The 25,465-nt window shown below is 41.9% G+C and carries 19 protein-coding genes and 1 pseudogene; 5 read left to right on the forward strand and 15 right to left on the reverse strand.

The window, feature by feature from the left end:
* Nucleotides 1-107: 107 nt before the first annotated feature.
* Nucleotides 108-578 carry a 30S ribosomal protein S7 gene (gene rpsG, locus ACLV7Q_RS09035; RefSeq protein WP_000087873.1) on the reverse strand — a complete coding sequence of 157 codons (471 nt, stop codon included), beginning with the start codon at nt 576-578 and terminating at the stop codon, nt 108-110.
* Nucleotides 579-597: 19 nt separating this feature from the next.
* Nucleotides 598-1,011: a 30S ribosomal protein S12 gene (gene rpsL, locus ACLV7Q_RS09040; protein ID WP_001142332.1), complete on the reverse strand. Its 414-nt coding sequence runs from the start codon at nt 1,009-1,011 to the stop codon at nt 598-600.
* 282 nt (nt 1,012-1,293) lie between these two features.
* Here rpsL and ACLV7Q_RS09045 point away from each other — a divergent pair.
* Nucleotides 1,294-1,445 (forward strand): annotated as a pseudogene (locus tag ACLV7Q_RS09045) (IS30 family transposase); the annotation flags it as partial.
* A 257-nt stretch (nt 1,446-1,702) separates the two neighbouring features.
* On the opposite strand, the gene ACLV7Q_RS09050 reads toward ACLV7Q_RS09045, so the two are convergent.
* A complete protein-coding gene (locus tag ACLV7Q_RS09050) occupies nt 1,703-3,700 on the reverse strand; it encodes a thiol-activated cytolysin family protein (RefSeq protein WP_218757306.1) in 1,998 nt (665 codons plus the stop codon).
* Nucleotides 3,701-4,279: 579 nt separating this feature from the next.
* On the opposite strand from ACLV7Q_RS09050, the gene ACLV7Q_RS09055 reads away from it, so the two are divergent.
* Entirely contained in the window at nt 4,280-8,215 is a 3,936-nt protein-coding gene (locus ACLV7Q_RS09055) for a pullulanase (protein WP_218757305.1), read from the forward strand.
* 109 nt (nt 8,216-8,324) lie between these two features.
* Here ACLV7Q_RS09055 and ACLV7Q_RS09060 read toward each other — a convergent pair whose 3' ends face one another.
* From ACLV7Q_RS09060 to ruvB, 9 genes are all read right to left on the reverse strand, one after another.
* Nucleotides 8,325-9,374: an LLM class flavin-dependent oxidoreductase gene (locus ACLV7Q_RS09060; protein WP_218757304.1), complete on the reverse strand. Its 1,050-nt coding sequence runs from the start codon at nt 9,372-9,374 to the stop codon at nt 8,325-8,327.
* Between the two features lie 233 nt (nt 9,375-9,607).
* Entirely contained in the window at nt 9,608-11,416 is a 1,809-nt protein-coding gene (gene glmS / locus ACLV7Q_RS09065) for a glutamine--fructose-6-phosphate transaminase (isomerizing) (protein ID WP_218757303.1), read from the reverse strand.
* A gap of 192 nt (nt 11,417-11,608) precedes the next feature.
* Complete coding sequence (bglA, locus tag ACLV7Q_RS09070) at nt 11,609-12,988, reverse strand: 6-phospho-beta-glucosidase (protein WP_218757302.1); 1,380 nt, start codon at nt 12,986-12,988, stop codon at nt 11,609-11,611.
* Nucleotides 12,989-13,086: 98 nt separating this feature from the next.
* Complete coding sequence (locus tag ACLV7Q_RS09075) at nt 13,087-14,940, reverse strand: proline--tRNA ligase (RefSeq protein WP_218757301.1); 1,854 nt, start codon at nt 14,938-14,940, stop codon at nt 13,087-13,089.
* Nucleotides 14,941-14,952: 12 nt separating this feature from the next.
* The gene (gene rseP, locus ACLV7Q_RS09080) at nt 14,953-16,212 is read right to left on the reverse strand and encodes an RIP metalloprotease RseP (RefSeq protein ID WP_218757300.1); all 1,260 of its coding nucleotides are present in this window, start codon (nt 16,210-16,212) and stop codon (nt 14,953-14,955) included.
* A gap of 15 nt (nt 16,213-16,227) precedes the next feature.
* Nucleotides 16,228-17,031: a phosphatidate cytidylyltransferase gene (locus tag ACLV7Q_RS09085; RefSeq protein WP_000189853.1), complete on the reverse strand. Its 804-nt coding sequence runs from the start codon at nt 17,029-17,031 to the stop codon at nt 16,228-16,230.
* Between the two features lie 8 nt (nt 17,032-17,039).
* A complete protein-coding gene (locus ACLV7Q_RS09090; RefSeq protein WP_000466722.1) occupies nt 17,040-17,798 on the reverse strand; it encodes an isoprenyl transferase in 759 nt (252 codons plus the stop codon).
* A 343-nt stretch (nt 17,799-18,141) separates the two neighbouring features.
* Complete coding sequence (locus ACLV7Q_RS09095; protein ID WP_218757299.1) at nt 18,142-18,714, reverse strand: nucleotidyltransferase family protein; 573 nt, start codon at nt 18,712-18,714, stop codon at nt 18,142-18,144.
* The gene (gene ruvB / locus ACLV7Q_RS09100; protein WP_025169652.1) at nt 18,695-19,693 is read right to left on the reverse strand and encodes a Holliday junction branch migration DNA helicase RuvB; all 999 of its coding nucleotides are present in this window, start codon (nt 19,691-19,693) and stop codon (nt 18,695-18,697) included. Before ruvB ends, ACLV7Q_RS09095 begins: the two co-directional genes overlap by 20 nt.
* Nucleotides 19,694-19,826: 133 nt before the next feature.
* On the opposite strand from ruvB, the gene ACLV7Q_RS09105 reads away from it, so the two are divergent.
* The 3 genes from ACLV7Q_RS09105 (at nt 19,827) to ACLV7Q_RS09115 (ending at nt 20,766) form a co-directional block, all read left to right on the forward strand.
* Entirely contained in the window at nt 19,827-19,919 is a 93-nt protein-coding gene (locus ACLV7Q_RS09105) for a type I toxin-antitoxin system Fst family toxin (protein ID WP_000970382.1), read from the forward strand.
* 319 nt (nt 19,920-20,238) lie between these two features.
* Complete coding sequence (locus ACLV7Q_RS09110; RefSeq protein ID WP_218757298.1) at nt 20,239-20,331, forward strand: type I toxin-antitoxin system Fst family toxin; 93 nt, start codon at nt 20,239-20,241, stop codon at nt 20,329-20,331.
* 342 nt (nt 20,332-20,673) lie between these two features.
* A complete protein-coding gene (locus ACLV7Q_RS09115) occupies nt 20,674-20,766 on the forward strand; it encodes a type I toxin-antitoxin system Fst family toxin (protein ID WP_050101940.1) in 93 nt (30 codons plus the stop codon).
* An 838-nt stretch (nt 20,767-21,604) separates the two neighbouring features.
* On the opposite strand, the gene ACLV7Q_RS09120 is transcribed toward ACLV7Q_RS09115, so the two are convergent.
* The 3 genes from ACLV7Q_RS09120 to leuS all read right to left on the reverse strand — a co-directional run bounded on the left by ACLV7Q_RS09120 (nt 21,605) and on the right by leuS (nt 25,423).
* Nucleotides 21,605-22,021 (reverse strand): GNAT family N-acetyltransferase, encoded by a 417-nt coding sequence (locus tag ACLV7Q_RS09120; protein ID WP_218757297.1) that lies wholly within the window; start codon nt 22,019-22,021, stop codon nt 21,605-21,607.
* Nucleotides 22,022-22,032: 11 nt separating this feature from the next.
* Nucleotides 22,033-22,728 (reverse strand): GNAT family N-acetyltransferase, encoded by a 696-nt coding sequence (locus ACLV7Q_RS09125; RefSeq protein ID WP_218757296.1) that lies wholly within the window; start codon nt 22,726-22,728, stop codon nt 22,033-22,035.
* 193 nt (nt 22,729-22,921) lie between these two features.
* Nucleotides 22,922-25,423 carry a leucine--tRNA ligase gene (leuS, locus tag ACLV7Q_RS09130; protein ID WP_218757295.1) on the reverse strand — a complete coding sequence of 834 codons (2,502 nt, stop codon included), beginning with the start codon at nt 25,421-25,423 and terminating at the stop codon, nt 22,922-22,924.
* Nucleotides 25,424-25,465 lie beyond the last annotated feature (42 nt).

The following is a 25,465-nucleotide window of genomic DNA, read 5'->3' on the forward strand; positions in this document are numbered from 1 at the left end:
CCGGAACGGGATGCTGTGTGAAAAAGATAAACTTCCTTGTATTCGTCGAATACTGCGTCAGTTTCCTATTTTCACCTTGCATCCTTACCGTTCCTAGCATCATGATTTTACCAACGGAAGTGTGCGAATGCACGGTTAGCTTCAGCCATACGGTGAGTGTCTTCACGTTTCTTAACTGCTGCACCAGTGTTGTTAGCAGCATCCAAGATTTCTTTTGCAAGACGGTCTTGCATTGTGTGTTCACCACGAAGACGAGCGATTGTTACCAACCAACGAAGTCCAAGTGTTGTACGACGTTCTGGACGAACTTCAACTGGGACTTGGTAGTTAGAACCACCAACACGGCGTGCACGTACTTCAAGTACAGGCATGATGTTTTCCATAGCTGTTTCAAATACTTCAAGCGCATCGTTGCCAGTAGCTTCTTTGATTTGCTCAAAGGCACCGTAAACGATTGAAGCAGCTGTACCACGTTTACCGTCAAGCATAACGCGGTTGATAAGACGAGTAACTAGTTGTGAATTGTAAAGCGGATCTGGCAATACGTCACGTTTTGGAGCTCTATTTTTACGACTCATTTCTCTTTATCCCCTTTCCTTATGCTTTTGGACGTTTAGTACCGTATTTAGAACGGCCTTGTTTACGATCGTTAACACCTGCAGTATCAAGTGCACCACGGACGATATGGTAACGTACCCCTGGAAGGTCTTTTACACGTCCACCACGAAGAAGAACCACGCTGTGTTCTTGCAAGTTGTGTCCGATACCTGGGATGTAGGCAGTAACTTCGATAAGGTTGCTCAAACGTACACGAGCGAATTTACGAAGGGCTGAGTTAGGTTTTTTAGGTGTCATTGTTCCAACACGAGTTGCAACACCACGTTTTTGTGGTGAAGAAACGTTTGTTTGAACTTTTTTATGACTGTTGTAACCAACGTTCAAAGCTGGTGATTTAGATTTTTCTACTTTTGATTTACGCGGTTTGCGAACCAATTGGTTAATTGTAGGCATCTACATTCTCCTGTGTTTTTTTATTTTTGGTGATGATACACTTGGTGACAGCTATCATCTGTGTGTACTTTTGCAACATTTGTCAGCACGTCCCTGTACACTCTTGAGAGACCAAAAGTAAAAAGTACCGTCTATTATTGTAACAAAATTTTCCATTGGTTGTCAAGATATTTTTCTTTTTTATTGTTAATTTTAGCTCTGGTAAGTTCTCAAAGTAACTTCCACTCGCCTGACTAAAGTGGAAATTAGTCTAAAACGGATTTTTATGGTGGAATTAAGTGTGAGACTTTCCGTTCCATCATTGAGAAGATGGGAAAAGACCCGTCAACGATTTCAAAAGAAATCAAGCGCAATCGTATCATGCATCCAACATCCGTCAAATCTGATTGCACGGATTGCCCACTTCTCAAAAAGCTCCTTATGTCTGTAACAACGCGTTTTTCTCATACTAAAAGCTAGGTTGTGGAAAACTGGAAGTTGGTTTTATATTGAATTGAAATAAGACATGAACAAATCTATTGGGAAAGTCAACTTAATTTCTAGAAATGTTTTAATAGCAACAACGTACTATTCTAGTTTCAATCTGCTATAGAAGTTACCCTTTTCATTCTCTCAAAAATCAATCATAAAAGAGGAGAAATCGAAGTTCCTCCTCTTCACTGTTTACTATCGAATCAAGTAAATCAAATCGTTACTCATTCACAATTTTTTCATCAACTTTAGGGTTTAGAGTTGTTCCCCAATGTGTAATTGTACGCTGTTGTACTAGTGGTAAGTCTGTGCGGTTGTAAACTGTACGCCATGGTTCCCATACAAGACCCGTCTTTTCTTGAACCTTGATGCGAAGATTACGGACATTTCCTTTAAATTGAATCTCTGTTTGGAAGCCTGAAGTTCTGTTTTTCCCGTTATCTTCCCATTGACGTGAACGGATTTCTGGATTTCCTTGTTCATCATATGTAATTTCATCCCAATAGATGTAGTAACGCGCAACATAAGCACCCTTATGATGAAGTTTCAAGAAGCCATTTTTGTAAGAAGTAACCTTCGTTTCGATATAGTCTGTACTATTTTGTAAAGTTGCTTGGGCATTATCTTTTAGGAAGGCAGTCTTATATGAGATTGGCACAGCTGGACTTTGAGCGCTAAAGTTAGCTCCTTCTCTGATGAGTTCCTTCAAGTTTTCGACTGTTCCTGTGACAACTTTGGCGGCACCGCTAGCATTACCTCCTACAATTACCGCTGTTACAGAAGTATTCTTCAATAGACGGCTCCATTCAGAATTTGGAGCAATTGTTGCGCCTTTGATAACCGCATTGATAGCTGCTTTTAATTCAGTAGACTTACTTGTTGACTCAAACTTAACATAGATTTGACGTCCGTAAGAAACGTTTGATACATATACAGGTGGAGTTTGTGAATCAACGCCTCTTTGTTTTAAATCTTCAGGTGTCACACTCTTGTCAAATACAGCCGCTGGATTGGTCGGTGCATCAAATGTCGCTGTATAGTAGATTTGTTTGAAGTTTACAACTTCAATTTGCTTTTCACCCTTTTGCACAGCCTCAAAGTCAATCTTGAGCGGTGCGCCTGCTTTTTCAAAGTCTGCACCAAATTTTGCTTTCAATTGGTTCATGCTATAGGCTGTAGTTGATTCATACTGAACACGGGCAGGAACGGAATGGCTAGATGAGTAATTCTTTGTCCATTTTTCAACCAAGGTATTCATTGCTTCTTGCATACCACTAGTTGTAGGATTTGCTTCGATTTGATTTTCAGAATGAATCATACCAGGTAAATCGACGCTGACTGTCCCCTTTGCACGGGCAAGACTAATCAATTCTGGCTGATTTTCTAGCAGATTTTGGTTTGCCTTATACAAGCCACCTAGGAAGACATTTTGATTTCCATTGATGGAAACATCTGCTGTGCCTGTAGAGAGGGTTTTCTTGATTTTTTCTACAACGACAAACTCTCCATTTTGTTCCTTAGCACTTGTGTTGTAGCGATTTTCTAAGGTTTCTCCTTTGCGAGTTAAAATATCCAAAGGATTATAAGTTAAGCCAAAAAGGTAGTCTTTCAATGCTGATGTTTGATCTACTACTGGTGCAATTCTATCCTGTCCAACTTGAGTTGTTGCTGAACGGAATACTTCCACCTCTGCCAAGCTCAATGGGGTATTTTTAGTTTTCAACTCCACTTTTACATAACGAGCGCCTTTGGCGGTGAAGAAAACTTCAAGTTCTGCCTTCCCATTCAAACTATCAAAGTGTTGACGAGCAACTTCTTGTTTTGCTTCATTTAACAAAACAACATCAAAATTAGAAAGACGATTAGCTACATTCCCATCTCCACGATTGTAAAGTTTAACTTTTCCAACATTCTCTGTTTTTCCAAGATCGACTTGCCACCAAGCATTGTCTTCAAAGTTTGTATGCGTTACAGAATGGTGCCCATAGTCACTATCAACATTACCATCCACTGCTCGTGTAGCAGCTCCTCCATAAGCAGTAGAGCTTTGACTAGCTTGTTTTCCACGAGCGATGTTTTCTGTCTCAACTGGACGATTCCCTTGCTCTGTAGCCAAAGCTACTCCCTGAGCGTTCAATAAAAAGGCCGCAACAACAGCACTACACACACCGAGTCCACACTTTTTGACAAAGCGTTGCAAACGTTTTTCTTGATTCATTCCTTATTCCTCCGTTTTTAAATGAATACGTTTTCCTATTTGTCTATAGTTTATCAAATTTCAAGTAAAAGTCAAGCACAAATCAGCAAAAAAGTCAAGAAAATAAGAAGAAAACGTTTGCTGAATTTTTCTGATATTTTCTTTAGATTTCCAGTAAATACTATAGTTTGGAAACTAGATAAAACTTGAGAAGCGCTAGCTTTTTCTCTTCCTATTTATAGTTTCGCTAGATGAACTTTTTAAAGAAATATTAGAAATCAATTTCTGAATAAAAATAGCTGAAAACACATCATCTTCCTAATAATACGTCTTGTCTTATGTGACATTTTTATACTCTTCGAAAATCTCTTCAAACCACGTCAACGTCGCCTTGCCGAACTCAAGTACAGCCTGCGGCTAGTTTCCTAGTTTGCTCTTTGATTTTCATTGAGTATTATTTCCATTATTTATACTGATATATAAAATAGTACGGAAAACTTCTCAAAAGTAAGAATTTCTTTTACAAATCAAAGAAAACGCTTGCACTATTTCCTACTGCATGCTATACTGGTATAAAAATTTATTGATTGGAGAATCATTATGAGAAAAACACCAGCTCAAACTGAGAAAAAAATGGTTTACAGCATCCGTTCCCTCAAAAATGGAACTGGTTCTGTCCTTATCGGCGCAAGCCTTGTCCTACTTGCCATGGCCACACCAACTATCTCAGCCGACGAAAGTACAACAACCACTAATGCAAGTAATAGTGAAACTACTACTGCCCTTACTCAACCTCTTACCGATGAAACAAACATCGCTGGCAAGAACGAAAGTGATATTTCTTCACCCGAAAATGCAAACGCTTCCCTAGAGAAAAAAGAAGAAAAACCCGCAACAGAGCCAACAACTCCTGTTGCAAGCCCAGCCGATTCAGCACCACAAACTGGACAAGATCGTTCAAATGAGCCAACTACTTCTACTAGTCCAGTAGCAACTGAAACTAAGGCAGAAGAACCCATCGAAGACAACTACTTCCGTATCCATGTCAAAAAACTTCCTGAAGAAAACAAGGATGCTCAAGGACTATGGACTTGGGACGATGTTGAAAAACCATCTGAAAACTGGCCAAACGGAGCCCTGTCTTTTAAGGATGCTAAAAAAGACGACTACGGCTACTATCTAGATGTCAAATTAAAGGGAGAACAAGCCAAGAAAATTAGCTTCCTCATCAATAATACAGCTGGGAAAAATCTGACCGGCGATAAATCGGTAGAAAAACTGGCGCCAAAGATGAATGAGGCTTGGTTGGACCAAGATTACAAGGTTTTCTCTTACGAGCCACAACCTGCAGGTACTGTTCGCGTCAACTACTACCGTACAGATGGCAACTATGACAAGAAATCTCTCTGGTACTGGGGAGATGTGAAAAATCCAAGTAGCGCTCAATGGCCTGACGGAACAGACTTTACGGCTACAGGCAAATATGGTCGCTATATCGACATTCCTCTTAAGGATGCCGCCAAAGAATTTGGATTTTTGCTATTAGATGAGAGCAAACAAGGAGACGACGTGAAAATCCGTAAAGAAGATTATAAGTTCACAGATTTGAAAAATCATAGCCAAATTTTCCTAAAAGACGATGACGAATCGATTTACACAAATCCATACTATGTCCATGATATCCGTATGACAGGAGCCCAACACGTAGGTACTTCTAGCATTGAAAGTAGTTTTTCAACACTTGTCGGTGCTAAAAAAGAGGATATCCTCAAACACTCCAACATCACTAATCACCTGGGAGATAAAGTAGCTATTACTGATGTCGCAATCGATGAAGCTGGTAAAAAAGTGACCTACAGCGGAGATTTCTCTGACACAAAACATCCCTATACTGTTAGCTACAATTCCGACCAATTCACTACCAAAACAAGCTGGCGCCTTAAAGATGAGACTTACAGCTATGATGGCAAACTTGGAGCTGACCTCAAAGAAGAAGGAAAACAAGTTGATTTAACCCTTTGGTCACCAAGTGCTGATAAGGTTTCTGTTGTTGTCTACGACAAGAATGATCCTGACAAAGTAGTTGGAACTGTCGCTCTTGAAAAAGGGGAAAGAGGAACTTGGAAACAAACTCTAGATAGCACAAACAAACTAGGAATCACAGATTTCACTGGATACTATTATCAATACCAAATCGAGCGTCAAGGTAAAACTGTTCTTGCACTCGATCCTTACGCTAAATCCCTCGCTGCTTGGAATAGTGACGATGCTAAGATTGACGATGCCCATAAAGTGGCTAAAGCTGCCTTTGTAGATCCAGCTAAACTAGGACCTCAAGACTTGACCTATGGTAAGATTCACAACTTCAAAACTCGTGAAGATGCCGTTATCTACGAAGCTCATGTGCGCGACTTCACTTCAGATCCTGCCATTGCAAAAGACTTGACCAAACCATTTGGTACCTTTGAAGCCTTCATTGAAAAACTAGACTATCTCAAAGACTTGGGGGTTACCCACATCCAGCTCCTTCCAGTCTTGTCTTACTACTTTGTCAATGAATTGAAAAACCATGAACGCTTGTCTGACTATGCTTCAAGCAACAGCAACTACAACTGGGGATATGACCCTCAAAACTACTTCTCCTTGACTGGTATGTACTCAAGCGATCCTAAGAATCCAGAAAAACGAATCGCAGAATTTAAAAACCTCATCAACGAAATCCACAAACGTGGCATGGGAGCTATCTTAGATGTCGTTTATAACCACACAGCCAAAGTCGATATCTTTGAAGATTTAGAGCCAAACTACTACCACTTTATGGATGCTGATGGCACACCTCGAACTAGCTTTGGTGGTGGACGTTTGGGGACAACTCACCATATGACCAAACGTCTCCTAGTTGACTCTATCAAATATCTAGTTGATACCTACAAAGTAGATGGATTCCGTTTCGATATGATGGGAGACCATGACGCCGCTTCTATCGAAGAAGCTTACAAGGCTGCACGCGCCCTCAATCCAAACCTAATCATGCTTGGTGAAGGTTGGAGAACCTATGCTGGTGATGAAAATATGCCTACTAAAGCTGCTGACCAAGATTGGATGAAACATACCGATACTGTCGCTGTCTTTTCAGATGACATCCGTAACAACCTCAAATCTGGTTATCCAAACGAAGGTCAACCTGCCTTTATCACAGGTGGCAAGCGTGATGTCAACACTGTCTTCAAAAATCTCATTGCTCAACCAACCAACTTTGAAGCAGACAGCCCTGGAGATGTGATTCAATATATCGCAGCCCATGATAACTTGACCCTCTTTGACATCATCGCCCAATCTATTAAAAAAGACCCAAGCAAGGCCGAGAACTATGCTGAAATCCATCGTCGTTTACGACTTGGAAATCTCATGGTCTTGACTGCTCAAGGAACTCCGTTTATCCACTCTGGTCAGGAATATGGACGTACCAAACAATTCCGTGACCCAGCCTACAAGACTCCTGTAGCAGAGGACAAACAACCAAACAAATCTCACTTGTTGCGTGATAAGGACGGCAACCCATTTGACTATCCTTACTTCATCCATGATTCTTACGATTCTAGCGATGCAGTCAACAAGTTTGACTGGACTAAGGCTACAGATGGTAAAGCTTATCCTGAAAATGTCAAGAGCCGTGACTATATGAAAGGGTTGATTGCCCTTCGTCAATCTACAGATGCCTTCCGACTTAAGAGTCTCCAAGATATTAAAGACCGTGTTCATCTCATCACTGTTCCAGGCCAAAATGGCGTGGAAAAAGAGGACGTAGTCATTGGCTACCAAATTACTGCTCCAAACGGTGATATCTACGCAGTCTTTGTCAATGCGGACGAAAAAGCTCGCGAATTTAATTTGGGAACTGCCTTTGCCCACCTCAGAAATGCTGAAGTTTTAGCAGATGAAAACCAAGCAGGACCAGTCGGAATTGCCAACCCGAAAGGACTTGAATGGACTGAAAAAGGCTTGAAATTGAATGCCCTTACAGCTACTGTTCTTCGAGTCTCTCAAAGCCGTCCAGCTATGGAAGATAAACCAAAATCTGACCTTCCGAATTCTAGACAAGAACAAGAACAAGAACAAGGTCAAGGTCAAGGTCAAGGTCAAGGTCAAGAGCAGAGTACAAGCGATATTCCAAACCGATCAAACAAACCTGAACATCAAAATCCAGCTCCAGATCCACAAGCTAAATCTGATTCTGCAAAACCAGATGCGAAAGTAGCTGATACAGAAGATAGACCTAGCCAAGCTCCAACTGATTCACAAACTACACAAGTTTCACAACCAGCACAAGAAGCACAACCATCATCTGTAAGTGAAGCTATTCAAAACGGAGCTGTAGAAAACTCTAGCAAGGAAAATATACCTGCAACCCCAGCTAAACAAGCTGAACTTCCAAATACAGGAACCAAAAACGATAACAAACTCCTGTTTGCAGGAATTAGTCTCCTCGCCCTTCTAGGTCTCGGTTTCTTACTAAAAAACAAAAAAGAGAACTAAACTAGCCCTCCTATAGAACAATCCCCCACGTGTTAAAAATTATCAACACGTGGGGGATTATTTTTTGTACAATATTTGTGGTTATAATACATTTGATTAGGATTTTTTATTAAGCCTCTTTCATGGCAAAATAAGCCCGTACTTTGGGTGCTACTTGCATTCCGAATAGTTCAATAGCTCTCAGGACTTGTTCATGAGGCATGGAGCCAAGCGGTAGATGGAGCATGAAGCGGTCCAAACCTAAATCCTCTATCATGCGAATCAATTTTTCGGCCACCTGATCTGGATTGCCCACAAACATAGCACCATTTGGCCCAACTTGCTCCAAATATTGCTCATAACGCAATTCCTGCCAGTGTGGACGGTCTTTGGAAATAGCATCCACTACTTGCTTGGTCGGATGGAAATAATCTTTCACCGCCTGCTCGCCATCCTCAGCAATCCAGCCCCAAGAATGGGCCCCAACCTTTAGTTCCTGACTGGTATGACCCGCTTCGCTACCAATCTCACGATAAGCCTGAATCAATTTTTTAAAATAACGAGGATTGCCACCGATAATGGCATAAACAATCGGTAGACCAGCCTGAGCAATCTTCACTGTTGATTCGACATGACCACCTGTCGCTATCCACAAGGGCAATTTGTCCTGAACTGGACGAGGATAAACTTCTTTACCAGAGATTGTTTGAGTCAATCGCCCTTGCCAGTCTAGTTTGGTCTTTTCATTGACTAACTGGAGCAAGGCCAACTTCTCATCAAAGAGAGCTTCGTAGTCTTTTAAGTCATAACCAAATAGAGGAAAAGATTCCGTGAAAGAACCCCTTCCAGCCATAATCTCCGCACGTCCATTTGACAAAGCATCGATAGTGGCATACTGTTGGAACAAACGAATCGGGTCCATGCTCGAGAGAATACTAACTGCGCTGGTCAAACGGATTTTCTTGGTATTGACTGCCCCAGCTGCTAGTACAATCTCTGGAGCTGATACCGCAAAATCTGCTCGATGATGCTCACCAATCCCATACACATCCAAACCAACCTTATCAGCCAGCTCAATCTCCGCCACCAACTGGCGAATGCGTTCGGCATGACTGTAAGTCTGTCCAGTCCCTTCAAGCTCCGTTGTTTCCCCAAATGTTGAAATTCCCAATTCTACCATTGTGATTCTCCCTATCTATTTCTGTCCTTCAATTTGAAAAATTATTATAATACTCAATGAAAATCAAAGAGCAAACTAGGAAGCTAGCCGCAGGCTGCTCAAAACAGTGTTTTGAGGTTGCAGATGGAAGCTGACGTGGTTTGAAGAGACTTTCGAAGAGTATAACACGAATCTTGACTACAAGCAACCAATCTGCTCACAAGAAAAAGCCTAGATAACTAGACTTTTTTAGCTTATTCTACCGTTACTGACTTAGCAAGGTTACGTGGTTTGTCCACATCGAGGCCACGGTGGAGTGTTGCAAAGTAAGCGACTAATTGCGTTGGCACAACCATTGAAATTGGTGAGAGGTAAGGGTGGACGGTCGTAAGGACGATATCGTCTGTCTCTTTAGCAACATTTTCTTCTGCGATAGTGAGGACCTTGGCACCACGGGCTGCGACCTCTTGGATATTTCCACGAGTGTGGTTGGCAAGGACTGGATCTGACAAGAGGGCCAAAACAGGTGTTCCTTCTTCAATCAAGGCAATAGTTCCGTGCTTGAGTTCTCCTGCCGCAAAGCCTTCACACTGGATGTAAGAAATCTCTTTGAGTTTGAGACTTGCTTCCATGGCTACATAGTAATCTTGACCACGCCCAATATAAAAGGCATTGCGAGTTGTTTCAAGAAGCTCACGAACCTTGGCTTCAATGGTTTCTTTCTCTGAAAGAGTAGATTCGATAGACTGAGCTACAATTGACAACTCATGCACCAAATCAAAGGCTTGCGCTTTGGCATTGCCATTTGCTTCTCCGACTGCTTTTGCAAGGAAGGCAAGGGCTGCGATTTGCGCTGTATAGGCTTTAGTTGATGCCACGGCAATTTCAGGTCCTGCATGAAGGAGCATGGTATGGTTGGCTTCACGAGAAAGAGTTGAACCTGGGACATTTGTCACTGTCAAGCTTGGAATTCCCATTTCATTAGCCTTGACTAAAACTTGACGACTATCCGCTGTTTCACCAGATTGGCTGATAAAGATGAAAAGTGGTTTCTTGCTGAGAAGTGGCATACCATAGCCCCACTCAGATGAGATTCCAAGTTCAACTGGTGTATCTGTCAATTCTTCCAACATTTTCTTAGAAGCAAATCCTGCGTGGTAAGACGTTCCAGCTGCAAGAATGTAGATACGGTCTGCGTCTTGAACAGCCTTGATGATGGCTGGGTCTACGACAACTTGACCAGCCTCATCTGTGTAGGCTTGGATGAGTTTACGCATAACAGTTGGTTGCTCATCGATTTCCTTGAGCATGTAGTAAGGGTAAGTTCCCTTACCGATATCTGACAAGTCAAGTTCAGCAGTGTAACTAGCACGCTCACGACTGTTGCCATCATAGTCTTGAACTTCCACACTATCAGCCTTAACAATTACCAATTCTTGGTCATGAATTTCCATATATTGGTTGGTTTCACGAATCATAGCCATAGCATCTGAGCAGACCATGTTATAGCCTTCTCCAAGACCAATCAAAAGTGGTGATTTATTTTTAGCTACGTAGATGACTCCAGGATCTTGTGAGTCAACCAAGGCAAAGGCATAAGAACCACGGATGATGTGAAGAGCTTTTTTGAAGGCTTCAAGAACTGACAAGCCATCTTCTTCTGCAAATTTTCCAATCAAGTGAACGGCGATTTCCGTATCTGTTTGCCCTTTGAAGTGGTGACCTGCAAGGTATTCTTCTTTAATTTCAAGGTAGTTTTCAATCACCCCATTGTGAACCAAGACAAAACGTTCTGTCTCAGAGCGGTGTGGGTGAGCATTGTCTTTCGTTGGTTTCCCATGAGTTGCCCAACGAGTATGTCCGATACCAGTTGTTCCCTCAACACCAGCTGTCTTAGCAGACAATTCTGCAATACGGCCAACCGCCTTGACTAGATGGTTTTCAGCACCACCTAGGACAAAAATCCCCGCAGAATCATAACCACGGTATTCAAGCTTTTCAAGCCCTTGAATTAAAATATCAGTTGCATTTGTGTTTCCAACAACACCAACAATTCCACACATAGTATATACGACACAGACCAGCTGTGCTTTCTCCTTAAAATTGGTATAGTCTAATTCCTCTTTTATAGAATCAGCAAAAACAGTATATACTTGTTTCTTTCACTTGTCAAGAGTAAAAATTGGTATAGTTCAAATTACGCTCCCGTAAGCAAAAGACTCTGACCAATTAGGATAATCAGTCAGAGTCCTTTTTTAAAATCCATTATTATCGCTTAACTCCTTGAACCAGTGCCCTGACTTTTTCAGACGACGTTCTTGCGTTTCCAAGTCTAATTCAACCAAACCATAGCGATTTTTATAACTATTGAGCCATGACCAGCAATCGATAAAGGTCCAAATCAAGTAGCCCTTACAGTTGGCTCCATCTTCAATAGCACGGTGAAGTTCACGAAGATGACCTTTTACAAAGTCAATACGGTAATCATCTTGAATCATTCCATCTTGACGGAATTTTTCTTCCCCTTCAACACCCATACCATTCTCAGTCAACATCCACTCAATATTGCCATAATTCCCCTTGATATTTTGGGCAATGTCATAAATCCCCTGCTCATAAATCTCCCAGCCACGATGAGGATTGATTTTACGTCCAGGCATCACATAAGGCTCATAAAAATGTTCTGGTAAGAGTGGACTCTCTGGATGCTTAGCAAATCGAGGCGCCATAACACGCAAAGGTTGATAGTAGTTGACACCAAGGAAGTCCACCGTATTGTCACCAATGAGCTTCAACTCCTCCTCTGTAGCATCAGGCAAGAGACCTTGTTCATGCAAGATTTCTACCAACTCCTGTGGATAAGTCCCCAAAACAGACGGATCTAAGAAAGATTGGGCCTGAAAGAGGTCCGCAATACGAGCTGCCTTGACATCAGCAGGATGCTGGCTACGTGGATAAGCCGGTGTCAAGTTTAAGACAATCCCAATCTTGGAATCAGGCAAGAGTTCATGACAGGCCTTAACCGCCCGACTGCTAGCCAATTGTGTATGATAAGCTACTTTAATCGCCGCTTCTGCATCCACCTTATGTGGATAATGGGCATCGTAAAAATAACCAAATTCTACTGGAACGATTGGCTCGTTAAAGGTAATCCATTGATCCACTAAATCTCCATAAGTCTCAAAACAAAAACGAGCATAGTCTTCATAGGCTGAGACAGTCGCCTTATTTTCCCAACCATCACCATCCTCTTGAAGGGCAAAAGGCAGATCAAAATGATAAAGATTGACTAAGAGACGAATCCCCTTAGCCTTAATAGCTTCAAAAACCTTACGGTAAAAATCTACACCCTGAGGATTGACTTCCCTACGCCCTTGTGGAAAAATCCGTGACCACTGAATAGAAGTCCGAAAGGCCGTGTGACCAGTTTCTACCAGTAGCTCGATATCCTTTTCCCAATTTTCATAAAAGGTCGATGTCTTATCTGGACCAATCCCATTATAGTAACGATTCGGCTCCACTTGGTACCAATAATCCCAGATATTATCGCCCTTACCGTCACCAGCTACACGTCCTTCTGTTTGTGGTCCAGAAGTAGAGGATCCCCAGACAAAATCCTTTGGAAATCTTAGCATACATTTACCTCTTTATCTAGTCATTTTTCCCATTATACAGAAAAAACAAGGTAAAAACTAGTTACATTTTTTCCTTGTTTTTCTTCTGATTATAGTTTTTATTTCTTGCTGAGAATTTCAAGCGTTTCAAGCAAGTTATCTGCATGAACTTCGATGGTGTCACCAGTCGCTTTAATCTTGACTTCTACGATGCCATCGGCTGCTTTCTTCCCAACAGTAATACGGATTGGCAAGCCAATCAAGTCGCTATCGCTAAATTTAACACCGACACGTTCATTACGGTCATCTGTCAAGACTTCATAACCAGCTCCCATCAAGCTTGCTTCAAGTTTTTCTGTCAAGGCTTGCGCTTCTTCGTCCTTGACATTGACAGTAATCAAGTGCACATCAAATGGGGCCAATTCTTTAGGGAAATTGATTCCCCAAGCGTAACGGTATTCACCTTTTGGCGTTTTGTTCACAAAGAGGCGAGCGTGTTGCTCCATCACTGCTGAAAGGAGACGGCTGACACCAATGCCGTAGCATCCCATGATAATTGGCACAGCGCGACCATTTTCATCCAAAACATCTGCTCCCATGCTTGCTGAATAGCGAGTGCCAAGTTTGAAGATATGACCAATTTCGATACCACGCGCAAAGTTAAGGACACCTTGTCCGTCTGGGGAAATTTCACCCTCACGAACTTCACGGATATCCACATATTCTGCAGTAAAGTCACGACCTGGATTCACACCAGTCAAGTGGTAGCCATCTTCGTTAGCACCGACAACTGCATTATGGGCATCTTGCACCTTACGATCTGCAATAATTTTAATATTCTCTGGCAAACCAACTGGTCCAAGTGAACCGAACCCTGCTTGAACAAGATTCGCCACTTCTTCTTCGCTAGCAACGTCGAAGAAATCTGCTCCCAAATGGTTTTTCAACTTAACTTCGTTGAGTTGGTCATTTCCAACTAGAAGGGCCGCAACAAGCTCACCATCTGCCATGTAGAAGAGAGTTTTAATTGTTTGTTCTTCTGGAACATTGAGGAAGGCTGCCACTTCATCGATTGACTTAACATCTGGAGTTGCAACACGAGTCACTTCTTCTTCAGCGACAACACGGCTGCTTGGTTTGTACTCGTTTGTTGCCATTTCCAAGTTAGCCGCATAGCTAGATTCACTTGAGTAAGCAATGGTATCTTCACCAGAAACCATCCATTTGAGCAATTCTGCCTTGATTTCTTCTTGCACTTCTGCAGGAATTTCGTCAAATGAGGCAACTGACTTGTCCAAGACAACCCAGCGGTCAAGGTCTGTACGAGCAGGTGTAATGGCCATAAATTCTTGGCTGTCCTTACCACCCATGGCTCCACCGTCACCGATGATAGCCTTGAAGTCTAAACCACTACGAGTGAAAATACGCTCATAAGCAGCCTTGTACTCATCGTAAACACTGTCCAAGCTATCATAGTTAGCGTGGAAACTGTAAGCATCCTTCATGATAAACTCACGTGTACGGAGAAGTCCATTACGTGGACGTTTTTCATCACGATACTTAGGCTGGATTTGGTAAAGGTTAAGTGGCAATTGCTTGTAAGACTTAACAGAATCACGGACAATAGCTGTAAAGGTTTCTTCGTGAGTTGGACCTAGAATGAAGTCTGATTTTTCACGGTTTTTTAGTTTGTAAAGGTCTTCACCATAAGTTTCGTAACGACCTGATTCGCGCCACAATTCTGCACTGAGAAGGGCAGGAGCCAACATCTCAACAGCACCAATCTTGTCGAATTCTTGGCGCATGATATTTTTAGCTTTTTCAATCACACGATTGGCAAGTGGTAGGTATGAATAAACACCTGCTGAGACTTGACGAACATAACCAGCTCGCAACATAAGAGCATGGCTGACAACTTGAGCATCGCTTGGCATTTCGCGAAGCGTTGGGATAAGCATTTTACTTTGTTTCATAATATTCCTCGATTATCTAAAAAAGAGTCGCATGATGTCATTCCAAGTCACAGCAATCATCAAGACAACCATGATGACCACTCCGGCCAAGGTGACATAGGTTTCAATTTCTTGTTTTAATGGTTTGCGGCGAATGGCTTCCAGGATATTGAGCACAATCTTACCACCATCCAGGGCTGGAATCGGAATAAGATTAAAAATCCCAATATTGATGGAAATCATTGCCAAGAAGTACAAGACATTCTCAATTCCATTTTTAGCAGCATCACTACTTGCCTTAAAGATGGCAACAGGTCCACCTAGCTTGTTCAAATCTGGTTGGAAAATCAAATTTTTCAGGGCTGATAAAATTCTAAGCGCCGAGTCAGCAGCAGTTGTAAAACCACCTACAAACATGGATAGAAAATCTGACTTAATCCCCGGTTGAACACCTAGAAGATAACGGCCTTGACTTTCTTCCGGAGTAACAGTGACTTGTTTGTCACTCCCATTTTCAAAAATAGTCACATCCAAAGTCGGGGCCGTCTTACCTTTGGTTTCCGTTTCCACAGCCTGAATCAAACTTTCCCAGTTGCTAATCTCATGTGAGCCAATCTTGGTAATCTGTGCCGTTTCTGATACTCCCACCTTAGCCAAGGCCCCTTGGGGCATGACATGGAACTGGTTGGTATCAACATCTCTGACACCACCCTGCATAAAGATTAAAATCCAGAAAACAACGACACCTAAGATAAAGTTGTTCATAGGGCCTGCAAAGTTGGTAATCAGTTTGCCCCAGATAGTTGCATTTTGATATTGAACATCTAAAGGTGCAATCCGAACCTCAGTTCCATCTGCTTCCACAACCGTTGCATCGTGATCCACCGCAAATGTTTTTTCTTCTTCCAGAACCAAGCCCTTGATAAAGAGCTTATCTTCAAAATCAAACTGAGTCACCTGCATAGGGAGGGCTGTTTGATCTAATTTTTTACCTGAAAGATTGATGCGTTTAACCTTACCATCATCAGTAAGCGTCAAACTAACAGGAGTGCCTGTCTTAATTTCAGTTGTATCATCACCCCAACCGGCCATGCGAACATAGCCACCCAGAGGCAAGATTCGAATAGTATAGGCCGTTCCATCCTTGCCAATGTGAGCAAAGATTTTGGGTCCCATACCAATGGCAAATTCACGCACTAGAATCCCTGATTTCTTGGCAAAGTAGAAGTGGCCGAACTCGTGCACCACTACAATAATCCCAAAAACCAGAATAAAGGTTAAAATTCCGAGCATTCTATCTTCCTTTCTCTAAAAGAGTCCAAATAAGTGCATGATTGGAAATACGAGCAACATACTATCGAAACGATCCAAAACACCACCATGTCCAGGGATAAATTTCCCAGAATCCTTGACACCAAAGTGACGCTTGATCGAACTTTCTAGTAAATCACCAAATTGTCCAGCAATGCTAAAGAAAATAGCAAAGACTGACATCTTGTAAATTCCATACGGAAGAGCAACTGTACTGTCAAACATCATAAAAATGATAGTTACTAAAATCGCACCTAAAATACCACCCAAGGCACCCTCAAAGGTTTTATTTGGAGAAACTGTCGGAGCTAATTTTCGTTTACCATAGTTCATCCCAACAAGATAGGCACCACTGTCTGTCGCCCAGACGATACACAAGGCTAATAGCGCCTTATCTAAACCTGCAATTCTAGCATCTAATAGAGCATTAAAACCAAAGCCCACATAGAAACTCATAGCAAGAGGGAAAACAGCGTCCTCAATCGTATAGGACTTGCTAAAAACAGTCGTTCCTAACATGATTGAAATCAACACACTATAAGCAACCACATTCCCATCAACTGGTAAAAAAGTCAGGTAATTCTCCAAGGGAATGGTCAAGGCAAAGGTTGCAAAGAGGGTCAAGAGGCCCTCCATCGTCATGGTCTCTAGACCTCTCATCTTCAAAAGTTCATGCATGGCTAGCATGGCTATGATTCCGATTGCTATCTGCAGCAAGAGTCCCCCAATCATCAAAATCGGTAGGAAAATAGCCAAGGCAATCCCTGCAAACAAGGTTCTTTTCTGTAAATCCTGTGTCATATTTCCTCCTAAACTCCTCCAAATCGGCGATGACGACGATTGTAGGCAAGAATGGCTTCCTGCAAGGCCGCCTCGTCAAAATCAGGCCACAAGGTGTCCGTAAAATAGAGCTCACTATAGGCTCCCTGCCATGGAAGGAAATTGCTCAAACGCAATTCTCCACTAGTACGGATAATCAAATCTGGGTCTCGTAACTCCTTAGGCAAATGCTGGGTGAAGAGATAGTTACCAATCAATTCCTCTGTGATGTCACCTGGGTTGATTTTGGCATCTAACACATCCTGAGAAATCAACTTAAGGGCCTGTGTAATCTCAGCACGTCCACCATAGTTGAGAGCAAAATTAAGAATCAAACCTGTGTTGTTCTTAGTCAATTCCTCAGCCTTGGTTAAAGCTTCAAAAGTCTGCTTAGGCAGGCGGTCTGTCTCCCCAATCATTTGAATCTTAACATTATTTGCATGCAATTCCGGGACATAATTATCATAAAACTCTACTGGCAAGTTCATGATAAACTTGACTTCCTGATCGGGACGAGTCCAGTTTTCTGTAGAAAAAGCATAGACCGTAATAACCTTAACTCCCAGTTTGTTGGCTGCCTTGGTCACAGTTTGCAATGCTTCCATACCCGCCTTATGTCCGAATACTCGCGGTTGCATACGTTTTTTAGCCCAACGGCCATTGCCATCCATGATGATGCCGATATGAGCAGGAACCTGTGTCGGAACCTCTACTTCCACAGCCTTATCTTTCTTAAAAAATCCAAACATGATCTTATTCCTATTCAAAAATCTATCGTTTCATTATACCATATTTCCCTATTTTCTTCTATCACTAAGCTATTTATACTCTTCGAAAATCTCTTCAAACCACGTCAGCTCTATCTGCAACCTCAAAACAGTGTTTTGAGCAACCTGCGGTTAGCTTCCTAGTTTGCACTTTGATTTTCATTGAGTATTATTCTCAGGCACAAAGCCCATTTCCAAAAAAATAAGCCGCCTGATTGGGCGACTTTATTTTTATAGGGAGATTATTATGAAAAAGTTTTAGGAGTTTAAGTTAAGGTCTTCTTAACTTATGGACTTAGTATACACTTCCTAGCTTAAAGTTTCCTTAAGTATTTTTAAAAATCAAATTTTTCCATTTCTCCTGCCAATTTTTCTTGGATAAACGTGTTTGATAGAGTTCCATTCGGTCTTCATTTTCTAAGAAATGAGGAGTTGGACGAACTTGAAAATTCAAAATATCCTCCAAAGCGTATGGAGTAAAGAGTTCCAAAACGGATTCTTCATTCAAGCGTAATCCTACAGCCGTACATCGTTCTGGATACTTACTCATAGCATCACGGGAACTGCTATAGGGAGCAGTATGAGGGCTGTGCTGGTGCATATAGACTTGATTTTTCAATTCCCACTGGTACTGAGGAAAGTCCTCTCTCAGCTTTTTCTCTAGGGACAAGGTTTCCTCATAAGAAATATCTGGATCAAAGAAAATTACATCTACATCTGTTTCACAGTCAAAAGGGGATTTGTCTGACAAGAGATTCCAGATAAAATTTCTGACAGAACCCGCTGCCAACCATGAGTCTTTTAAGCCAAAATCTCGGATGATAGTCAAAATAGCCATCATATCCGGATTTTCTCTGAAAGAGTCTAAAATTTCAGCCTTATTTTTCAATATATTCATACCCTAAATGCTCATATGCCTTAGCAGTCGCCACCCGTCCAGACCGCGTCCGCATGATAAAACCTTTTTGAATCAAGTAAGGCTCATACATGTCTTCAACTGTCTCACGCTCTTCTGCTATGTTAACAGAAAGAGTTCCTAGACCAACAGGACCACCACCGTACATCTCAATCATGGTCCGAAGGATTTTCTGGTCCACATAGTCTAGACCTTCATGGTCAACATCCAGCATGGTCAAAGCCTTATCCGTAATAAGATCATCTATAACCCCATTCCCCATTATCTGGGCAAAATCGCGCACGCGCTTGAGCAGACGATTGGCAATACGAGGGGTCCCACGACTACGTAGAGCCAACTCAGATGCTGCCTCATGGGTGATTTCCATCTCAAAAATATCTGCTGTCCGCTCGACAATTTCTGTCAAGTCAGCATGGGCATAATACTCCATGTGACCTGTAATCCCAAAACGTGCCCGTAGTGGATTTGAAAGCATACCAGCCCGAGTCGTCGCACCAATCAAGGTAAAAGGTGGCAACTCCAAATGAACACTGCGACTGCCTTCACCAGCCCCAATCATGATATCAATGTAGAAGTCCTCCATGGCACTATAAAGCACCTCTTCCACAGACATGGGCAAGCGATGAATCTCATCAATAAAAAGGACATCCCCAGGCTCTAAGTCGTTCAAAATCGCTACCAAATCCCCAGCTTTTTCAATGACTGGACCCGAAGTCTGCTTGAGATTGACACCTAGTTCGTTGGCAATAACAAAAGCCATGGTCGTTTTTCCCAAGCCTGGAGGGCCAAATAAAAGGACATGATCCAGCGCTTCATCCCGCATTTTGGCAGCTTCGATAAAGATTTGGAGCTGATCCTTGACCTTATCCTGCCCGATATATTCACGTAAATACTGAGGACGGAGTGTGCGTTCTACTAACTCCTCATCCCCCATTATCTCATTATCTAAAATTCTACTCATGGCTCTATTATATCAAAAAACCAAGCCACAAACAAAAAAGCCACCCGATTGGGTGACTCCCGAGTTTAACACTTATGTGGTATAATATTCTACGGCACTGCTACACCGCCTGCGAAAGGAGGTGAGATAGCCCATGATGGAATTAGTACTCAAAACTATCATCGGACCAATTGTGGTCGGTGTCGTTCTTCGATTAGTCGATAAATGGCTAAACAAGGACAAATAGTGTCAAAAAAGACCTCAAGCTTATTTGGACGTGAGCTTGGGGTCTTTTCTAGCCTATGATATAGAACTAGTACTCAATTCCTTTTTATTATCCCACAGTTCACAAAATTTGTCAAAGGTTTATATTCTCTCGAACCTCTGTACTACAAGACGTTCAAGATTGCGAAAGTTATCGGAAAATGATGTTTAAAATAGTCCCCAAAAGCCTGAAATAGAGCAAAAAAACTCCACCCGATTGGGTGACTCCCTAGTTTAGCCCTTATGTGGTATAATATTATACGGCACTGCTACACCGCCTACGAAAGGAGGTGAGATAGCCCATGATGGAACTAATCCTTAAAACTATCATCGGACCAATTGTGGTCGGTGTTGTTCTTCGCTTAGTCGATAAATGGCCAAACAAAGATAGATAGTGTCAAAAAAGACCCCAAGCTTAATGTGGAAGTTAGCTTGGGGTCTTTTCTAGTCCATGATATAGAACTAATCCTTAATTCCTCTCCATTATCCCACAGTTCACAAAATTTGTCAAAGGTTTATATCTTCATCAATTCAGCTTCTCCAACTTTAGAATCTGTCCAATAAAGTTTATAAGATTAAGTAAAAGTTATCTGAAAATGATGTTTAAAATAGTCCCCAAAAGCCTGAAATAGAGCAAAAAAACTCCACCTGATTGGGTGACTCCCGAGTTTAACACTTATGTGATATAATATTCTACGGCACTACTACACCGCCTACGAAAGGAGGTGAGATAGCCCATGATGGAACTAATCCTTAAAACTATCATCGGACCAATTGTGGTCGGTGTTGTTCTTCGCTTAGTCGATAAATGGCTAAACAAGGACAAATAGTGTCAAAAAAGACCCCAAGCTTAATGTGGAAGTTAGCTTGGGGTCTTTTCTAGTCCATGATATAGAACTAATCCTTAATTCCTCTCCATTATCCCACAGTTCACAAAATTTGTCAAAACTTTACATTTTCTTTAACCGCTGTACGACAAGACTTTCAAGTTTAAGAGAAAGTTAGGGATTCTATCAATTTCATAGAAATTTTGATTTAGTAAACAAATAGACAATCTTACATGCCACTCCTCATTTAATACGCCACTACTGGACAAGCAAAATCATTATTACAGCAGTTCCAGTCCTTCAATTAACAGCAACTTACAATCAAGTAGAGGACGAACTTGCTGAAGCGACAACAGACCTATTTCTTAGTCATATTCGCTAAAAAAATCCCCGCCAAAATCTCAAAAATTCCCCGCCAATTCCCCGACCAAAATCCGAAAAATACCGAAAAATATCGAAAAATGATTTTTAGAATAGTCCCAAAAAGCCTGAAATAGAGCCAAAAAACTCCACCTGATTGGGTGGAGTTAAGGGAGATTATTATGAAAAAGAAAAGTTTAGGATTTTATTAAATAAAGTTAGGAGGTCTTTATTTAATAACTATATGATACAAGACAAAGCTTAAAACTAGCTTAACTTTTCTCAAATTCTACCATTTTTCAAAAAATTTCTATTACCATCACCTCACCCCACAAAAAAGTCACCTGATTGGGTGACTTCATTAGGAGATTATGATGAAAAAAGTTTTAGGATTTCATTAAATAAAGTTAGGAGGTCTTTATTTAATGACTATATGATACTAGAGCATCCTTAAACTTTGCTTAAGAAAAAACAAGTTTTGTTATTTTTCTTTGTTTACCCAAATCATTCCTGTACAATCATAGGTGGATAAAGTTTCAAAACCCATAGAACGATAAAATCCTACATTTTTTTCTGTCTGTTCTGTCGCCAGCTGGACTTGATAAGCCTCTTTAAAATCTTCTAAAGCCTCTTTCATCAAGGAGCTACCAATCCCTTGGCGCTGATAGCTAGGTAAAACAATCAAATCCTGTACAAAAACTGATGAAAAACCATCTCCAACCAAACGAATCAAGCCCACCACAGCATCGCCATCAAGCGCCAGATAAATTACTAATGAATGAGACAAGGCCTGCTCCAGCATCTGAGGTTGATTTGTATAATTTGTCCAACCGGCAGCCTGATAGAGATGCAAAACGTCCTCTAGTTTGACAATTTCTTGCTTTTTAATAGTAATCATCTCAACACCTCTTAAAGCTCTCTCAAGCTCTTGTACTGCTGTCCATTTTTATCAAAATTTTCAGGACGCAACCATGTTTCCAAACGAGCTTTGACTTGAGGCCAGTCCTTATCAATCATAGACAACCAATCCGTATCCCTCGTACGCCCCTTATAAACCACCGCCTGGCGGAAGGTTCCTTCATAAATAAAGCCCAAACGTTCCGCTGCTCGTCTGGATGGCAGATTAAGAGAATCACATTTCCACTCATAGCGACGATAGTGGAGTTCTTCAAAAACATAGCAAGCCAAGAGATACTGGGCTTCTGTCCCTATCCGTGTCCCCCTGAGCTCTGGAGAAAAAGTGACAGCTCCCACTTCTATTACTCGGTTATTCTGGTCAATGCGCATGAGAGAAAATGTTCCCAAAGACTTACCAGTTGCCTTGTCTACAATCGCATAGTAAAAACGATCCTTACGAGCCAACATCTGATTTAAAAGGCTAACCAGTTCCTCCATATCTGCCACTGGTTCCTGAAAGAGGTAGGTCCACATCTCCCGAGGAGTATCAGGGCCATAAACAGCTAGCAAGTCCTCTGCATGCTTTTCCACTGAAAGAGCCTCTATCCTAGCATAACGTCCTTCTAAGAAATCAATAGAAGGAAATTCACCTGATGTATAGGCTTCCATTGACTCCCCAATCATCTGACCATATTCATTTACTGGCATAGTATTCTCCTTGTTTCACTTTTCAAACTTTATAGTTGCACATAGTATATCATACTTTCATAAGAAGATTCAAAAAATCCTCCAGATTCTACTCTGAAGGATTCCTATCTTATTTCACAACGATATTAACGAGTTTAGTTGGCTCAAACAGTTTGGGAAACTGTTTGAGGTTGGAAATCAGCAAATAAATTGGTTATTTTACAACAATATTAACCAATTTATTTGGTACACTAATCACTTTCACGATGTCCTTACCGTCAATTTCTGCTTTGACTTTTTCATCAGCGAGAGCAATTTCTTGCAATTCTTCGCGTGATAGGTCTTTAGCAACCATGAGTTTGGCACGAACTTTTCCTTTGATTTGAACGACGATTTCGATTTCGTCTTCAACTAGTTTGCTTTCGTCCCATGTTGGCCAAGCCACGTAAGAGATGGATTCACCTGTTGCTGCAACTGTTTGCCAGAGCTCTTCTGCCAAGTGAGGTGCAAATGGCGCAATCAATTGGATAAAGCCTTTGGCATAGTCCACATAGAGCTTGTCTTCCTTATTAGCCGCGTTGACAAAGACCATAAGTTGGGCAATAGCTGTGTTGAATTTGAGGGACTCAATTTGTTCTGTGACAGCTTTAACGGTTTCGTTGTAAACCTTGTCGAGAGAGCCATTGTTTTCTGCAACAATTTCCTTGCTTGTAATCAAACGGTAAACACGGTCAAGGAATTTACGGCTTCCTTCCAGACCTTCTTCTGACCAAGCAATCGAAGCATCAAGTGGTCCCATAAACATTTCATAGACACGAAGGGTATCGGCACCGTATTGTTCCACCACATCGTCTGGGTTAACCACGTTCTTGAGCGATTTAGACATCTTAGCTGGCGCTTGCTCTAACTCTTCACCTGTTTCTACATGGAAGAAGGAACCGTCACGTTTTTCAACCTTGTCAGTCGCTACAAGAGCCCCACGGTGGTCACGGTAGCTGGTTCCCAAAATCATCCCTTGGTTAAAGAGTTTTTGGAATGGTTCCTTAGTCGGAACAACACCGAGGTCATAGAGGAATTTATGCCAGAAACGAGCGTAAAGCAAGTGAAGAACGGCATGTTCTGCCCCACCCACGTAGATATCCACTGGCAACCATTGTTTGAGGAGATCCTCGTCAGCTAATTTCTCAGTATTGTGTGGGTCAATATAGCGGAGGTAGTACCAGCTTGAACCAGCCCATTGTGGCATGGTGTTAGTTTCACGACGACCTTTGACACCATCTTCACGAGTCACTTCAAGCCAGTCTGTCAAGTTAGCTAGTGGACTTTCACCAGTACCTGAGGGACGGATGTCCTTGGTTACAGGCAAGACAAGTGGCAATTCACTTTCAGGGACAGCTGTTGAAGTTCCGTCTTCCCAATGAATGATTGGAATTGGTTCACCCCAGTAACGTTGACGGCTAAAGAGCCAGTCGCGGAGACGGTAGGTAACTTTCTCTTGTCCACAACCTTTCTCTTCCAACCAAGCCACAATCTTAACAATTGCGTCTTCTTTATTCAATCCATCTAGGAAGTCAGAGTTGATATGAAGTCCATCTTCTGTGTAGGCAGCTTCTTCAACGTTTCCACCTTCAAGTACTTCTACGATTGGAAGCTCAAATTGTTTGGCGAATTCCCAGTCACGTTGGTCATGGGCAGGTACAGCCATAACGGCACCTGTTCCATAACTAGCAAGAACATAGTCAGCAATCCAGATTGGAATTTCCTTGCCATTGACAGGGTTGATGGCATAAGCACCTGTCCAGACACCAGTTTTTTCTTTGGCAAGGTCTGTACGAGCCAAGTCAGATTTGAGGCTAGCTTGGTGTTTATAGTCTGCTACTGCCTCTGCTTGCTCTCTGCTTGTGATGGCATCTACCAGTTCATGCTCAGGAGCCAAAACGGTGAAAGTCGCACCGAAAAGAGTATCAGGACGAGTGGTAAAGACTGTGAATTCCTTATCAGTTCCCTTAACCTTGAAGGTTACATTAGCACCAGTTGATTTCCCAATCCAGTTGCGTTGCATGTCCTTGATAGACTCTGGCCAATCAAGTTCATCTAAGTCATTGAGCAAGCGCTCTGCGTAAGCCGTGATTTTGAGCATCCATTGGCGCATTGGCTTGCGGACAACTGGATAGCCTCCACGCTCAGACGTTCCATCAGGAAGAACCTCTTCGTTAGCAATGGCTGTTCCCAATTCCTCAACCCAGTTTACTGGCACTTCCGCTTCATAGGCCAAGCCTTTTTCGTAAAGCTTGGTGAAAATCCATTGCGTCCACTTGTAATAGTTTGGATCTGTAGTGTTGACTTCACGATCCCAGTCGTAAGAAAATCCAAGCGCATTGATTTGACGTTTGAAGTTAGCAATGTTCTCAGCTGTAAATTCTGCTGGGTCATTACCAGTATCCATAGCATATTGCTCTGCAGGCAAACCAAAAGCATCCCAACCCATTGGGTGAAGGACATTGTAGCCTTGCGCACGTTTGTAACGGCTGAGAATATCTGTTGCAGTATAGCCTTCTGGGTGTCCTACGTGCAGACCCGCTCCAGACGGATAAGGGAACATGTCAAGCGCATAAAACTTCGGTTTTGATGCATCTGTTCCTGTCTTAAATGTATGATGTTCTGCCCAGTAGCCCTGCCACTTAGGCTCAATTTCTTTATGATTGTAAAAACTCATGGTCTCTCTCCAATTTTGTGATGTTACTATTATACCATTTTT

Source organism: Streptococcus mitis (assembly GCF_965111725.1).
GTDB lineage: Bacteria > Bacillota > Bacilli > Lactobacillales > Streptococcaceae > Streptococcus > Streptococcus mitis_DV.